Annotated in this window: 13 protein-coding genes; 5 read left to right on the forward strand and 8 right to left on the reverse strand. The window is 69.5% G+C overall.

Annotated features, from left to right (window positions below; translation table 11 throughout):
* Nucleotides 1-15 precede the first annotated feature (15 nt).
* Nucleotides 16-936 carry a hypothetical protein gene (locus HJG52_RS19930; protein WP_171245387.1) on the forward strand — a complete coding sequence of 307 codons (921 nt, stop codon included), beginning with the start codon at nucleotides 16-18 and terminating at the stop codon, nucleotides 934-936.
* A 33-nt stretch (nucleotides 937-969) separates the two neighbouring features.
* Here HJG52_RS19930 and HJG52_RS19935 read toward each other — a convergent pair whose 3' ends face one another.
* The 8 genes from HJG52_RS19935 to HJG52_RS19970 are packed head-to-tail and all read right to left on the reverse strand — an operon-like array spanning nucleotide 970 to nucleotide 9,828.
* Nucleotides 970-1,683, reverse strand: coding sequence for a DUF4913 domain-containing protein (locus HJG52_RS19935; protein WP_171245388.1), 714 nt, complete (start codon nucleotides 1,681-1,683; stop codon nucleotides 970-972).
* Nucleotides 1,680-3,479 (reverse strand): type IV secretory system conjugative DNA transfer family protein, encoded by a 1,800-nt coding sequence (locus tag HJG52_RS19940; protein ID WP_171245389.1) that lies wholly within the window; start codon nucleotides 3,477-3,479, stop codon nucleotides 1,680-1,682. The genes HJG52_RS19935 and HJG52_RS19940 overlap by 4 nt, the downstream gene beginning before the upstream one ends.
* 3 nt (nucleotides 3,480-3,482) lie before the next feature.
* The gene (locus HJG52_RS19945; protein WP_240978293.1) at nucleotides 3,483-5,060 is read right to left on the reverse strand and encodes a type IV secretory system conjugative DNA transfer family protein; all 1,578 of its coding nucleotides are present in this window, start codon (nucleotides 5,058-5,060) and stop codon (nucleotides 3,483-3,485) included.
* Complete coding sequence (locus HJG52_RS19950) at nucleotides 5,057-6,568, reverse strand: SCO6880 family protein (protein WP_171245390.1); 1,512 nt, start codon at nucleotides 6,566-6,568, stop codon at nucleotides 5,057-5,059. Before HJG52_RS19950 ends, HJG52_RS19945 begins: the two co-directional genes overlap by 4 nt.
* Entirely contained in the window at nucleotides 6,555-8,195 is a 1,641-nt protein-coding gene (locus tag HJG52_RS19955; protein WP_171245391.1) for a hypothetical protein, read from the reverse strand. The genes HJG52_RS19950 and HJG52_RS19955 overlap by 14 nt, the downstream gene beginning before the upstream one ends.
* Nucleotides 8,196-8,198: 3 nt before the next feature.
* On the reverse strand, nucleotides 8,199-8,957 hold the full coding sequence (locus tag HJG52_RS19960) for a DUF8175 domain-containg protein (RefSeq protein WP_171245392.1): 759 nt from the start codon (nucleotides 8,955-8,957) through the stop codon (nucleotides 8,199-8,201).
* Between the two features lie 25 nt (nucleotides 8,958-8,982).
* Nucleotides 8,983-9,228 (reverse strand): hypothetical protein, encoded by a 246-nt coding sequence (locus HJG52_RS19965; protein WP_171245393.1) that lies wholly within the window; start codon nucleotides 9,226-9,228, stop codon nucleotides 8,983-8,985.
* Between the two features lie 3 nt (nucleotides 9,229-9,231).
* A complete protein-coding gene (locus tag HJG52_RS19970; protein ID WP_171245394.1) occupies nucleotides 9,232-9,828 on the reverse strand; it encodes a DUF6668 family protein in 597 nt (198 codons plus the stop codon).
* A 238-nt stretch (nucleotides 9,829-10,066) separates the two neighbouring features.
* On the opposite strand from HJG52_RS19970, the gene HJG52_RS19975 reads away from it, so the two are divergent.
* The 4 genes from HJG52_RS19975 to HJG52_RS19990 all read left to right on the forward strand — a co-directional run.
* Entirely contained in the window at nucleotides 10,067-10,357 is a 291-nt protein-coding gene (locus HJG52_RS19975; RefSeq protein ID WP_171245395.1) for a helix-turn-helix domain-containing protein, read from the forward strand.
* A gap of 77 nt (nucleotides 10,358-10,434) precedes the next feature.
* Entirely contained in the window at nucleotides 10,435-10,902 is a 468-nt protein-coding gene (locus HJG52_RS19980; protein WP_171245396.1) for a hypothetical protein, read from the forward strand.
* A complete protein-coding gene (locus HJG52_RS19985; RefSeq protein WP_171245397.1) occupies nucleotides 10,902-12,347 on the forward strand; it encodes a M23 family metallopeptidase in 1,446 nt (481 codons plus the stop codon). Before HJG52_RS19980 ends, HJG52_RS19985 begins: the two co-directional genes overlap by 1 nt.
* A gap of 13 nt (nucleotides 12,348-12,360) precedes the next feature.
* Nucleotides 12,361-13,427 (forward strand): MinD/ParA family ATP-binding protein (locus HJG52_RS19990; RefSeq protein WP_171245398.1); only part of this gene is annotated, 1,067 nt, incomplete at its 3' end.

The following is a 13,427-nucleotide window of genomic DNA, read 5'->3' on the forward strand; positions in this document are numbered from 1 at the left end:
GGAAGGAGTGCGGCGATGAGCACGCAAGACAGCGACGGCATCGACGAGGCCCTACAGGGAGTAACCCACGTCGCGATGACGGCGGCCGCCCGGATGGGCGAGCAACTCGCCCGGATGCGCGAGCAGCAGGCGCGCGAGGCCCAGGCACGCAGCGAGCAGGCCGCCCGCGAATACGCCGCCCGGATGACCGCAGAGCGAGGCGCAGCGCGCGCGTCCCTGTCCCCGGTGCATCGGCCGGAGTGGTGGGACACAGCCACCGCCGAGGACGTGGCGAAGGCCTACACCACAGCGAAGGCGTGGAGCGAGGTCGACCCCGAGGCGGTGCGCGCAGAGCAGCGGATCGTCGAGGAAGTGCGCAACCGGTACGGCGTCGACGTGACCGGGAGGGGAGAGCCGGCAGCCGTCGCAGAGGCGATCGCACGAGCCGACCGAGCACGCTCCCAGGCCGCCGAGGAGCGCACCGGAGCAAGCGGCGACCGCGCGGAAGCGGTCGGGCTGATGGCCGCCGCCGACGCGACCGACCGAGCGGCCGAGGCCGACGCCCGCAGGGTCGAAGCTGAGGCCCGCGCCCAGGACGTCGACCCCGAGCTGGCCGACGCCATCGACCCGGAGCAGGCCGGGCAGGCCGCGAACGCCCAGGCCGAAGCGGACAGGGCTCGTACCCAGGCGGAGGCCGAGCACGGCCGCGCCTCAGAGATGCGCGAGGACGCCGGGCAGTCCTACGACAGCGCCGAGCGACGTGAGGCGATGGCGCAGGGGCTGGACCACATCGAGAACCGGGCGGCCGTCGAGGCCCGCGTGCGATCCGACGTCGCCCAGGGCCGGCCCGCCGCTGACGCGGTGACGAGCGCACCAGGACGGGCACCCAAGGCCCGCAAGACCAGGGGCGTCCCACAGACCGCCCGCACGCGCCAGCACCCCGGCCGCGGGCGGTAGCCCGGTCGCCGGAGGGGCGGGGCGAAGCGGGTCTCAGTGGTCGCGGACGTCCGGGAACAGGCCCTCGGGCGGTGCCTCATAGGGCAGAGGTTCATCGGGGCCGGCGGTGTCCTTGGACAGCGCCCACGGCCCGGTCGGACTCATCAGCACGCCGAGGTGGTGGTCGGCGTGGTCCCGGAGCCACACAGATGTTCCGGTAGAGGCATCCATGCGCAGGTGCTCCCACGCTCGCCACATCGCTTCTAGGCGAGCGATCGCCTCGGCTGACTCCCACCAGCGGGCCGACCACCGGTAGTCGGCCCTGCCCTCCTCACCGACGTTGCGGCGAAAGATCGGGCAGACGAACTCGCGCACGAACTCATCCACCGATCCGTAGTAGAGCGTCGGTGCTTCCTCGGGCGGAGTGGGCTCGCCCGCCGGCGGCGGGTTCAGCTCGGCCTCGGCGGCCGCCGTGGCGGCCGTCCGCAAGGCCTCTAGTCGCTCCGGGGTCAGGACCGCAGCGACGGCCTCGGTGACGATCGGGGCCACCTCGCGCTGCACCTGGCGGTGAATCTCGCTGGTGACCATGCTGGCCACGAGTCCACCGGCGATCGAGGCCACATCGAGACCGTCGAGCACAGCCGAGACTCTGCCGGTGACGTCAGGGGCACCGATGGGTTCATCCGGCTCGTCGTCGACGTCGGCCACCGGGGCGTCGCCCAGGTCGTAGACCGGTGCGTCGTCGTCCCACTCGCCCAGGCCGCTCATGAGCGCACCGGGACGGTCCAGGCGGCCAACGACTCCTGCACGGCGTCCAGCTCGCGTTCGGCTTCCCCGATGGTCGCGGCCGCGCTCGGGTCGTGCGCGGCGATCGAGGCCTTCACCTTCTCGGCGTGCGGTCCGGTCATCCACGGCTGTGTCGTAATCAGCGTCGGACGAGCGCCGGAGGCGAGCACCACAGCCCTGCCCTTGGGCATGGCTTGAAGGTCCGCGACGTCGAGGATGCGCTCACGGGTCAGCTGCTCGCTCATGCTGCGCTGACCGCGGCCGGTCGAGACGGAGGTGACCCGCTTGTCGTAGTCACCGATCAGCGCGCTGAGCATCTCCAAGAACTCCCGCTCCTTCACCCCGCCGCCGTACACGGCGACGTTGCTCGCGGACCAGAGCTTCCGCATACCTGACTCGCCCCACACGTCGACGCCTTGGGACCATGACTGCAAGATCGTCATGAGCACGATCCCGCGCGAGCCGTAGTGCGAGTAGAGGTTCGGCAGCTCACGCCAGCGGCAGACGTTGGCGGCCTCGTCGAGGACGCCGAGCATCGGTCGAGGCAGACGACCACCTGGTGAGGCGGCGGCCAGCTCCTCGGCCGCTTCGACGACGGCGACCGTCAGTGCCGTCACGAGTGGCCCAGCGGTGCCACGTCCCTCCTTGGACAGCGAGTAGAGCGTCCCACCCTCGCGCACGAAAGCTTCGGGTGAGAACTGGCGACGGGTGTCGACCCCCGAGGTCGGGGTCACCCACCGGGCAACTTGCCGGTTGGTCAGGCAGGAGGCCATCTGCTGCGCCGTGCCGTAGACGCCACCGCGCTGCTTCTCGGGGGCGAACACGACACCGGCCACCTGGTCGGCGGTCAGCTCGTAACCGCCGTTCTGCAGGATCGTGACCGGCTCCTTGTCGGTTGGGCGGGTCAGCCAGCGGTAGACGTCGGTGATCGGCCGATCGTCGAGGGCGGCCGCCAGGAGTAAACCAGCGAGGAGGTCTTGCGCGGAGGGGTCGAAGAATGCGTCGGTGCGCGCCCCCGGATCACGAGAGCCGGAGGCGAAGTGCTCGGCCATCTTCGCGGCCCGCACCTCGTCGGTCACGTAGGACAGCGGGTTCCACCACCACTCGGTCGGTTCCTCCCGGGCGACTGACTGTGGGTCGAAGACCCACACCGGGCCGGCCGCCCTGCGCGGGTCGCGAGTGGCGTCAAGCACGTCACGCTTGTTGCTGGTGACCAGCACCGCTCCCGGCGCGTCCAGGATCGCGGGCACCGCCCGGGAGGTCGTCTTTCCCGTGCGCGGGCCCCAGATATCGATGTGCATGTCCTCCCACGAGCCGAACAGCGACGTCGAGGAGCCCACGGTGCGCCCGATGGGCACCCCGGCCGAGCCCTGCACCCCGAGCCGCTGCGCGGTTGCCGTGGCGGCCTTGTGCGTGAGCGGCTCGACGTCGCGGCCGCGGCCCATGTAGCGGGCCGCGTGGTCGACGCGAGTGGAGCGTCGGCGTCTACGAGCTGCTGCCCATCCGATCAGGCTCGCGAGGATCAGGAGAACGGTGAGCACCGCGATGGCGATCACCGTCGAGGCCAGCGGCCATGCGACGTCACCCTTGAGGACCCCGAACAGCGTCTCCCACGGGTCGGCCGGGATCGGTTCGAGTCCGGCGAGCTGGTGACCGAACTTCGCGGCCGCGTAGACGGTCACCAACGTGACCAGCACGAAGCCGATCACCACGAACAAGGCGATCGTCTCGCCCGTGACGCGACCCGGTTGAGGACGCCGGTTGTTCGTGGTGCTCATGGGTCAGTCCTCCTCGGTGGGCGAGTCCGGGAAGTGGGAGACCCGGCTCTGCTCGTGCCACAGCTTGTTCGTGTCGTTGATCGTGCGCTCAGCCTCGGTCAGGTGAACCTCGACCGGGATCCCCGGGCGGCCGCCGACCTTGACCAGGAACTTGCCCCGGCCAGGAGGGGCTGCCTCGCGGCCCGTGTGCGGGTCCCACGCCGGCGGGTCCTGCCAGCCGATGAGCATGGACTGCTCAGCCCGGCTGAACGGCACCGCCGAGGTGAGCAGCGGCATCTCGGCGGCCGGGAGGCCACCGCAGATGACCATGCCGGACCGTTCGACGAAGCCCTTGGCCTTCATCCGGTCCTGCTCACTCGCCAGCGACAGCAGGTCGCTCATCGTGTGGCTGATCATGGCCATCCCGACGCCGCGCTGCCGGTTGAGCCGGGTCAGGGCATCGACCCGATCGACCATGCCGCCCCCGGCCCGTAGAGCACGCCACAGCTCGTCCATGATCACGAAGTAGTGGCGACGCGGTTCCAAGCCCGCGTCGGCCAGAGCGTTGGCGACGTTGACCGTCCCGAACCCGGCCGACCAGCACGCCAACAGCGTCGCGGCCTGCAACTCCATCTCGGAGTCGTCGATGCCGCTGACGTCGAACACTACTGGACGGTCCCGGCGCATCGGGTTCGACGTCTGCCGTGAGAACGTCTCCCCGAGACGGCCGCCGGTCGTCAAACCGATGAGGGAGGCTTCAAGGTTCTCGGTGATGTCCCGGTACCGGTTGTCATCGCCCCGGTCGAGGGCGACGATGCGCAGCTCCTCGGGAGCATCGCGCACGACCTGCAACAGGTCCGACAGCACGGGTACGCCGTCGTGCTTCTCGTCGAGGATGCGCAGCGCGCGATCGAGGATCGTCTCTTCCCGGTCGGTCGGCTGCGCTGAGCGCAGGATCGTGATGAGCGCTGAGACCATCGTCAGCCGGCGGCCGTGGGCGTCGGCCAGTACCGCGGCGCGTGCTGCGCCGGTGAGCCGTTGGGCGGCCTCGGTGGCTTCACCGGGGTCGAGGACGTTGAGGTAGCCGCGGCCGCGTCCGAGGCTGATCACCTGACCGCCCAGGGCTTGCACCATGTCCACGTAGTCGGGCTTCAAGTCGCCCAGAACCAGAGGCATCACCCCGAACCCGGCGAGGCCCGTTGCCATCCGGCGGATGCCGGTGGACTTGCCGAGGCCTGGCTTGCCGAGGACGAACACGCTCGGGTTCGCGATCAAGTTCGCGCGCTGGAACCACGAGATGGGGTCGCAGCACAGCGTCGCGCCCGACGTGATGTGGCGGCCGAAGGGGACGCCCACCATCGGCGTTCCCGAGCCGACGATCCACGGCCACAGCCCGCAGACCTGCACGGTCGTGCCCCGGTACTCGTCCGGGGCGTCGACCAGGACGTCCTCACCCCGGCCCCGGCCCAACCATCCACGCGGGCCGGGGCGGGTCGGGACGACGGCCGGCGCAGCCTTCGCCTTGCGGCCGCGCCGGAACTGCCGACGCGGTGCGGTGGTCTGCTCGTCGACGAGCTGCGACGGCTCAACGATGGTGCTCATAGACGGTCCCTCATCGACGCGGGCACCTTCAGGTGCTTGGGCAAGATCAAGCCGAGCGGCAGAGCGGCCGCGAACGCGGACGCCTGCGCACCGTAGACAGGCCGCAGCCGCAACCTCGCCGTCGCGGCGAGATTGTCGATCGCAGCCTTGGCCTCAGCCACCCGGTCGACGTCCAGGACCGTGGCGGTCACCAACATGCCGAAGTTCACCAGGCCCGCCCCCGAGGCCTCCTCCTGCGCGGTCGCGGCTGCCGACCGCGTGGCCAGCACCGCACGAGCTGAGGGACGTGTCGTCGACGTCGCCACGAACTGCGCCGATCGCAGGTCAGACTCGACGATCGCGGCCGCCTTGGCCGCGTCGATCGGCCGGTACAACAACGTGACCCGCTTGCGCGCCACCTCGCGGTGCGGAGCGAGCAGCCGCGCCAGCACCGAAGACTGGACGTTGCCGCGCGGGGCGGTGGTCATAGACCAGGTGACGCTGTAAGCGTCATCGTGGCGGTACCCCTCCCACTCGGCCTCGGCGGCCACAGGGCCGACGTCGGACCAGTCGAGACCGGTGGCCTCGCCGGCGGAATGCGCCTCATCGACGAGAGTTGCAATGCCAGGGTTGTAGGCGACGCGGACCACCTCGCACAGCTCGGCCGCATCGAGGGGTCGAGCTGCGCCCGCACCCGTCGCGGCCAGGCTGCCCGTCAGACCGGGAAGCCGAGCCGCAAGATCCCGACCCATCTCGGTATCGGTGCGCTTCTTCCCAGTCGCTGCACTGACCGAGGAGAACGTGAGCGTGACGTAGGCCTTGATCACGCTCGACCCGGCCGGGTACATATCGACGACCTCGCTCAGCATCGCCCGGGCGAACGCAGGCGCGTTCGGGTCCACGTTGCTGGCAACCTCGCGACGCAGCCGATGCCCCGTGTCCGGGGCGGTCTCGATCGTCACCGCGCACGCCTCGACACCGGGCTCGTCGGCCAGGTTCGCCAGCCAATGCCCCCAGTCGGCCACCCACACATCGACCTGATCAGGATCGACCAGACTCGCACCGTCAGGCTCGGTCGCGAAGACTGCCGTGTAGGTGCGGGTCGTCGGGGCATAGATCAGCGCGAACCGGCGGCCGTAAGAGTCGGTGTGCTCACTCAGCCGGAGCTGCGCAGCGATTCCAGGGAGCTGATGAGTGCCCCACAGCGCGAACCCGAGCGGCCCGGACCGGTACAGGTGCGCACCCCTGCGCGTCGCACTGCCCCAGCCGATCCGGGCGAGGCCACGGTCGAGCAGGCTCTTCCCGTGGCGATCGCGGACGAGGATCGTGCCGAGCACGACCGCGAGCACCCCGAACGTGATCAGACCACGGAGCAGCCCGGCCGCCATCGTGACCAGCACGGACAGGATCAGGCCACCGAGCATGATCCCGGTGCCGAGGGAACCAAGGCCGAACAGACCGGACGAGGTGGGTTTGCGCCAGTTCCCGTACGTGCGGGGTCCGGTGATCTGTGCGCTACCTGCTGCCATTGGGTCCTCCTGAGCTGTCGTCGGCGGCCGCCTGCACAGCACCAGCCGCCGCCTTCACCGTTCCGGTTACGGCCTGAACGCCGACGCCGACAGCGGCGCCGACCGGCCCAGCGGCCGCCCCAGCGGCGGCCGCACCTCCTCCTGCTGCTGCGCCCCCGCCTGCGGCACCCGCACCTGCGCCTGCGCCGGCCCCCGCCGCCCCGGTCGAGCCCGCCATACCCGTAGTCCCGGCACCGTTGGCACCGGCTGGGCCGCTTGCCCCGGTCGAGCCGCTGCCCGATCCACCCGGGCTGCCCGAAGGACCGGACCCACCCGTCCCGCCGGAAGGTCCGGCCGAGTTCGTCGATCCCGAGGGCGGGGCAGAGCTGCTGTCGCCACCGCTGTCGCTGCCACCACCGCCACCGCCCAGGAGCTTCCCGGCCGCGACCGCGCCCGAGGGCAGCATCGCGGCACCGGCGAGGGCCGCCGTGGCCATCCCCGAGCCGGAGGCGATCGACGACACCGCCGGGATGATCAGACTCATCAGGGCGGGCAGCGCTACCAGCGCCACCGCCATGAGCGTCAGCCCGACGATCACGGAGATGAGCCCGCTTCCGTCATCCTTGAAGATGCTCGTGCCCGAGAGCTTGAACGCAGTGGCGTACACGATGGCCGCCGCTGGCTTGTAGAGGATGAAGGCGAGCAGCCACCCGACCGTCTTACGGAACATGTTCCGTCCGGTCTCGGTGTTCGTTGCGGCGGCCGAGACAGGCAGGACGCCCGCCAGGACGACGAGCATCCCGGCGCGCACGACCATGAGGAGGATCTGCACGATCGACCCGAATACGGCTAGCAGGCCCAGGATGATCACCATGATGGACCCCAGGCCGCCGGTCGCGGGGTTTGTGGTGAGTGCGAGGAGCCCGGCCATGTTCCCGCCGAAGCAGGTGCCGTTGGTGTCCTCGATCGAGCAGTCCAGCGCGCCGTTGAGCAGCCAGACTGAGAATGAGTCCCCAGCCGCGACGAGCAGCGACACGGCGGTCAGACCCGCTCCGCTGACGACCACGAGAGTGAGCAGCGACTTCACCAGGTCCTTGCCCGGCTCGGCGCGTTGTTCCCACGCCATCCGGCCAGCGCCAAAGATCACGCCGAGCACGGCGACGGCGACCATGTACCACCACAGGCTGTTCTGGACGAACGCCACTGTCGGTGACCCCGACGAGCTGACAGCCGGGGCGATCGCCGTTACCAGCCCAACAGCGGCCGACACGATGATCGTGGCCACGAGGACCACGCCGATCCGATCGACGTGTCTCTGGCCCTCATGTCTGTGGCCAAGGCCCATCCGCACGCCGGCCACGATCAACGACAGCACGCAGATGCCGAACGCGATCCACGTCGCCCAGGCAAGGACGGTGTTGATCCCGCCGACGTCGGCCGCGTGATCGCCGGGCGAGACGCCGGCGGAACCGCCGCCACCCGTCAGGGTCGGCGTGCCGATGTTGACCCACATCGTGCCCAGCGACGCCACAGCCTTGCCGACCGCTTCCAGTACGGCGTCAGCCATCTTCGTGATCGCATCACCGATCGTGGATGCGGCCCATTCCTTGGCCTTGCACTCAAGGTCGAGCAGCTCGCACTCGTCCATGAACTACGCCCCGGCCCACAGGGTGTAGCCGCTCAGCGACGGAAGCTGAACGACCGGGCTTAGTTCCGTGCCATCGTCAGCCACGCGAATCTTCCAGTCGCCGCCTGACCACTGGAGGTTGAGCACCGACGCGCCCACTGCACCGTTCGAAGTTCGGAAGGCGATGTCGACGTCCGCCTGGTTGCCGTCGTAGCGCAGGACGCGGAAGCCGGCGATCTGCACCCGGGTTCCGCCGTCGCCAGCGCCGGTGATGGGCTTCTTCAGCAGAGCGTCGCGGCCCGGCCCGGGAACCGTGGCCTCGTCGTAGAACCTCGCGCGCAAGGGTGCGTAGGACCCGATCGCGGCGTAGTTTGCCGCCGCCACAAGTGCTCCGGTGGGCGTCCGTGCGTAGCAGCTCCGGAACCCGTCACCATCGATCTTCCCCGGTCCTTGGCCCTCGATTGAGGGCGCGGCAGTGGTCCCCACAAGAGCCCAGGTGGCGGTAGGAGCCGTGGTCACCGTGCCGCTCAGCTCCACCGCTTCGAGGCCGCACACGCTGGCCTCGTTCTGTGCCGTCTGAGTCGCTGTGGCCGTGGCGGTGGAGGGAGACGGAGCCGACGGGTTGGCTGTCGGCTCCGTCTCGCCTCCGAAGATGTTCGTCAAACTGAGGACCAGCCCCAGCACGACGATGGCGGCCACGACCACCGCCGATCCGATGAGCTTCTTCGAGGCCCCGGTGTTCTCGTCGGCGGGCGGGCTGCTCGCGTCGTTGGTCATCGTCATGGCTCCTTCTGCCGTAGGGGTCGAATCAGGTGGCCAGGAACCCGACGATCGCGAAGGCCGCCGAGACGACCAGGACGCCGCCGAGCACCCAGCCGATAGAAGCGGCGTGCTCGCCGCCCTCACCGCGACGGTTCCCGATCGCCATGCGAACGCCTGCGAAGATCAGGGCCATCACGAGGATGCCCAGGGCGATCCACTTGCCCCAGCCCATGATGGTGACGAAGTTCTCGAATCCGGGTGGGGGCGAGCCACCGCCGGGGTCTGGAACCATGATCTATTCCTCCTTCAAGGGGGTGTCAGCGCCAGCGGTCGCTGTCGCAGCAAGTGAGCGCAGTTGGCTCACGAGTTTGGAGACCGCGCGCGGGGTGCGCTCGGTCACGGGATCACCCAGCCGCCACGCCTCGACCCACGGCACGTGCCAGACACGCGGGGCACCTCCGCCCACGACCTTGGCCAAGTCGCGGATCGGTGCAGGCACCTTGCCAGGAGCGTCGGCCACTAGAACCAGGCCCAGAAGCCGCACGGACTCACCGGCCGACGAGGCCGCCCACTGCGTGAGCGCCGTCCGTGCGGCGAGCAGACTCCGCACGTTGGTACGGGCCACGACCACGCACGCCACGGGTGCGCCGTCCGGCAGCTCAGGCCAGGCGTGCCCTGCGGCCTTCCACGCTTCGTCGAGTTCGGCCAGCGTGGACTCACCAGAGCCACCGTGCGCACCGACCACCCACAGAGCGGCCGAGGCATGAGTGCGTTTCACCGGTAGCGCGTCCTGGGGTGACGGAACGTGAGGCTGCGGGGCCAGCGGACCGCTGGGCTCATCCACCTCAACCAGCTCGGGCACCGTGCTGGGGGTCGGCACGATGGTCGGCATCCACTCGCGCCAATTCTCACCCGGAATCTGGGCACGCTCACGCACGTCTGTTGACGTAGCGGTGTCCACCCACGGGTTCCTGTTTGTCACCCCTGCACCTCCTGGGTCGATAATGAGCTGTTCCCAACCGGACAAGCCACAGCATACACCGGAGAGGATCAGCCTGTCATACCGTCCATCTTTGACCCTTGGAAGGGCACAACGTGCACCAGCGTCCTGCATCGACTACTGTAGACCCATGTTGGACTGGTCATCGAGGAGCGACGCTGTGACCTCGCGCCTCGATGAGCTGTTCGGTGACCTTCCGAAGAAGCTCGACGTCCCCCAGGTTGCGGACCTTCTCGGGATGACGAAGAAAGGGGTCTACCAGTGGATTCATCAGGGCACCATCCCGGCCTACAAACTAGGCGCGACCTGGATCATTCTCCGCGACGAGCTCCGCGACGCGATTGCCTCGGGATCGAACCTCGCCCAGGAGATAGCGTCAGACCAACACGCCCAGGACGACGCCGAGGACCACGCGGACTGATGCCGCGACTAGGGTGGCTGCTCGCAGCCGCTTGTCTCGCGCCGCTTCTTGCCGCGTGCAGCAGCACGCCCGAGCCCATGCCGAGCAACCCGGCCCCGAGTAGCCCGATCTCCATTCCGACCGGCCTCACGCCGGCCCCGACAGACGTGCCCGAGCAGCACGACGACGGATCAATCGGCACACCGATGCCGGGCTCCACACTCACCCTCGACGAAGCGTCGCGAGACAGCGCGATCGAGCGCGGCCAGACGGTGATGAGCCTGTTCGCCCGGCGCGCGGTCGACGCCACCCAGTGGCAGGCCGACCTCGCGCCGTACCTGACGCCGCAGGCCGCCCAGGCCTACCAGTACGTCGACCCGGCCAATGTGCCGCCAACCAAGATCACCGGCCCGGTGACGCTCACCCCAGCCTCGACACCGCTGGTCGCCCGAGTGAGCGTCCCCACCGACGCCGGGGTCTATCTGGTGATCATGGCCCGCACCGACGAAAGCCCAACGTGGCTCGCGGACCGGATCATGCCGCCCGAGGGTCAAGGAGACTCCTGATGAGCAGCGGCGGCCAGTCCTCGGGGCTGCGCACGGTCGCGATTACTGCCCTGGTCATCCCCGCGCTCATCCTCGCCTTCCTGTTTGGCATCGTGCTCATCTCCGACACGACCTCACAAGCGGCCTGCGGCCCCACCGGAACCGCGCTGACGGTTGACCCGGCGAGCGTGCCTGAAGGCCCGATCGCCGGCTATGACCACGAGCAGCTCGTCAACGCCGCGCACATCATGCTCGCCGCGCAGAAGCTCGGCCTCAGCGCCCGAGATCAGCAGATCGGCGTCTCGACCGCGATGGGCGAGTCCAGCCTGCGCGTCCTGGACTACGGCGACGACGTAGGCCCGGACAGCCGCGGGCTGTTCCAGCAGCGCGACAACGGCGCGTGGGGCTCGTACTCCGACCGGATGGACCCGTTCATCTCGGCCACCAACTTCTTCCGGGTCGAGATGACCATTGCTGGCCGAGAGTCGATGGAACCCACGCTCGTGTCCAACGCGGTGCAGCGCAACGCTGACCCGTACCACTACGCCCGGTTCTGGGAGCCCGCCGGTGCCGTCGTCACCGCCCTTGGCGGGGTTCAGCAGGCCGCAGCCCCGGCCGCCAACGCGGGAGCGGGCGGATCGGAGTACAGCCTCGGGCCCGTGCACCCCCAGACCGCGATCGTCGCCAACACGGTTGGACCCATGTTCGGCTTCGTCACCATCGGGGGCTACCGCGAATCCGCCCGCGACCCCAACGGGCACCCCAGCGGCCTGGCGCTGGACTTCATGACGAACGACATTCCCAATGGCAGAACGGCCGGTGACAACCTCGCCAAGTACCTCCAGGACCACGCGGCCGACCTCGGGGTGGACTACATCATCTGGCTACAGCGCATCTGGTCCACCGACCGCGCCGACGAGGGATGGCGTCCGATGGAGGACCGTGGCAGCCCCACGCAGAACCACATGGACCACGTCCACCTCAACCTCACCGGCAAGGGGTCCAGCGCCATCCCCGGATGCGAGACCGGGCTTCCCGGAGAGGTGTCCCTGGCCGGGTGGGCACTCCCGGCGCAAGGGCCGCTGAACTCCGACTTCGGACCGCGCAGTTCTCCCGGCGGTATCGGCTCGACCTACCACCGAGGCATCGACCTCGGCGGTGGCGGCTGCTACGGCCCCATCTGGGCCGCGAACACGGGCCAGGTCGTGCGGGCAGGACCCGCCGGCGGCTACGGCAACCTCATAGAGATTGACCACGGCAGCGGTGTCCACACCCGTTACGGCCACATGTTCAACGACGGCGTGCTCGCCAAGGTGGGCGATCAAGTCACCGCCGGGCAGCAGATCGCCAAGGTCGGCACCACCGGCACCTCCACCGGGTGCCACCTGCACTTCGAGGTGCTGGTCGACGGCCAGCAAGTAGACCCACAAGCCTTCCTCGCCCAGGTCGGCGTCACCATCAAGTAGTAGGGAGATACCGATGCAGAACATCGCCACCGTCAACCCCGATGGCACCGGCGTCGTCACCCTCGACGGCCAGCCGCCGGCGCACGTCAGCACCAGCAGCGTCGAGGAAGCCCGCCGTGCGCTCGTGGGCCTGGTCATCGACCACGCTCGCCGCACCGGCCAGCCCGTCGAGGTCATCGCCCGCGATCCCGACGCCGAGCACCGGCTCAGCGTGAGCCCAGATGGCTCTGTGCAGCCCATCACCGCGGCCACTCCCCCACTCAGTCCTTCGCCGGTCTCTGTGCAGACTCCCGAGCCCGCTAACGGCACCGGCTCATGGGTGCCTACACGCGCGAAGCCGACCACAGGGACCCGTGGCATGACGCACGGCGAGGAGCCGGCCGTCACCACGCGCCGTGAGGCGCGTGAGCGGTCGTTCCTGGCCGATGCGCGCCTCACCGCTCCCCCACTCACCGGCTGGCAAGCGTTCCTCGCCCGGCTCGGGTTCAAGTCCGGCCCCACGGCCGAGGAGGTGGCCAAGTGGGAGGACGAGCGGGCCATCTCCCAGCACTGGCCCGGGCCGCGCACCATCGCGGTCCTCAACGGCAAGGGCGGGGCGGGAAAGACGCCCGCCACTGCCCTGCTGTCGGCCATGTTCGCGCGAGCTGGCGGCTCAGGAGTGCTGGCGTGGGACAACAACGTCACCCGAGGCACGCTGGGCTGGCGCACCGAGAGCGGCACCCACAGCGCGACAGTGCTCGACCTCATCCCCCGCACCGACGAGCTGCTCACACCAGGTGCGCGAGCGGCCGACCTGGCCGCGGTCGTGCACCACCAGACGATCGACAAGTACGACGTGCTGCGCTCCAACCCGCTCCTGCTCTCCACCGAGCAGAAGCTCACCCCCGACCAGCTCGACGCCGTGCACGCCGTCGCCGCGAAGTACTACCGGCTGATCTTCATGGACTCCGGCAACGACGAAGGCGACGCCCTGTGGCTACGGATGATCGACCACGCCGACCAGATCGTCGTGGCCACCTCCACCCGGCCGGACCACGCCGAAGCCGGACGGCTCCTGCTCAACGCCCTGGCCGACCGCGA

It is taken from the genome of Knoellia koreensis (assembly GCF_013041615.1).
In the GTDB taxonomy this organism is placed as follows: Bacteria; Actinomycetota; Actinomycetes; order Actinomycetales; family Dermatophilaceae; genus Pedococcus; species Pedococcus koreensis.

Excerpts from the sequence above, each read along its gene's own strand:
- HJG52_RS19945 (WP_240978293.1), bottom strand. The coding sequence starts at position 5,060 with ATGAGCACCATCGTTGAGCCGTCGCAGCTCGTCGACGAGCAGACCACC.
- HJG52_RS19975 (WP_171245395.1), top strand. The coding sequence starts at position 10,067 with ATGTTGGACTGGTCATCGAGGAGCGACGCTGTGACCTCGCGCCTCGAT.
- HJG52_RS19970 (WP_171245394.1), bottom strand. The coding sequence starts at position 9,828 with ATGCCGACCATCGTGCCGACCCCCAGCACGGTGCCCGAGCTGGTTGAG.
- HJG52_RS19950 (WP_171245390.1), bottom strand. The coding sequence starts at position 6,568 with ATGGCAGCAGGTAGCGCACAGATCACCGGACCCCGCACGTACGGGAAC.
- HJG52_RS19980 (WP_171245396.1), top strand. The coding sequence starts at position 10,435 with ATGCCGAGCAACCCGGCCCCGAGTAGCCCGATCTCCATTCCGACCGGC.
- HJG52_RS19965 (WP_171245393.1), bottom strand. The coding sequence starts at position 9,228 with ATGGTTCCAGACCCCGGCGGTGGCTCGCCCCCACCCGGATTCGAGAAC.
- HJG52_RS19960 (WP_171245392.1), bottom strand. The coding sequence starts at position 8,957 with ATGACGATGACCAACGACGCGAGCAGCCCGCCCGCCGACGAGAACACC.
- HJG52_RS19935 (WP_171245388.1), bottom strand. The coding sequence starts at position 1,683 with ATGAGCGGCCTGGGCGAGTGGGACGACGACGCACCGGTCTACGACCTG.
- HJG52_RS19930 (WP_171245387.1), top strand. The coding sequence starts at position 16 with ATGAGCACGCAAGACAGCGACGGCATCGACGAGGCCCTACAGGGAGTA.
- HJG52_RS19955 (WP_171245391.1), bottom strand. The coding sequence starts at position 8,195 with ATGGACGAGTGCGAGCTGCTCGACCTTGAGTGCAAGGCCAAGGAATGG.
- HJG52_RS19940 (WP_171245389.1), bottom strand. The coding sequence starts at position 3,479 with ATGAGCACCACGAACAACCGGCGTCCTCAACCGGGTCGCGTCACGGGC.
- HJG52_RS19985 (WP_171245397.1), top strand. The coding sequence starts at position 10,902 with ATGAGCAGCGGCGGCCAGTCCTCGGGGCTGCGCACGGTCGCGATTACT.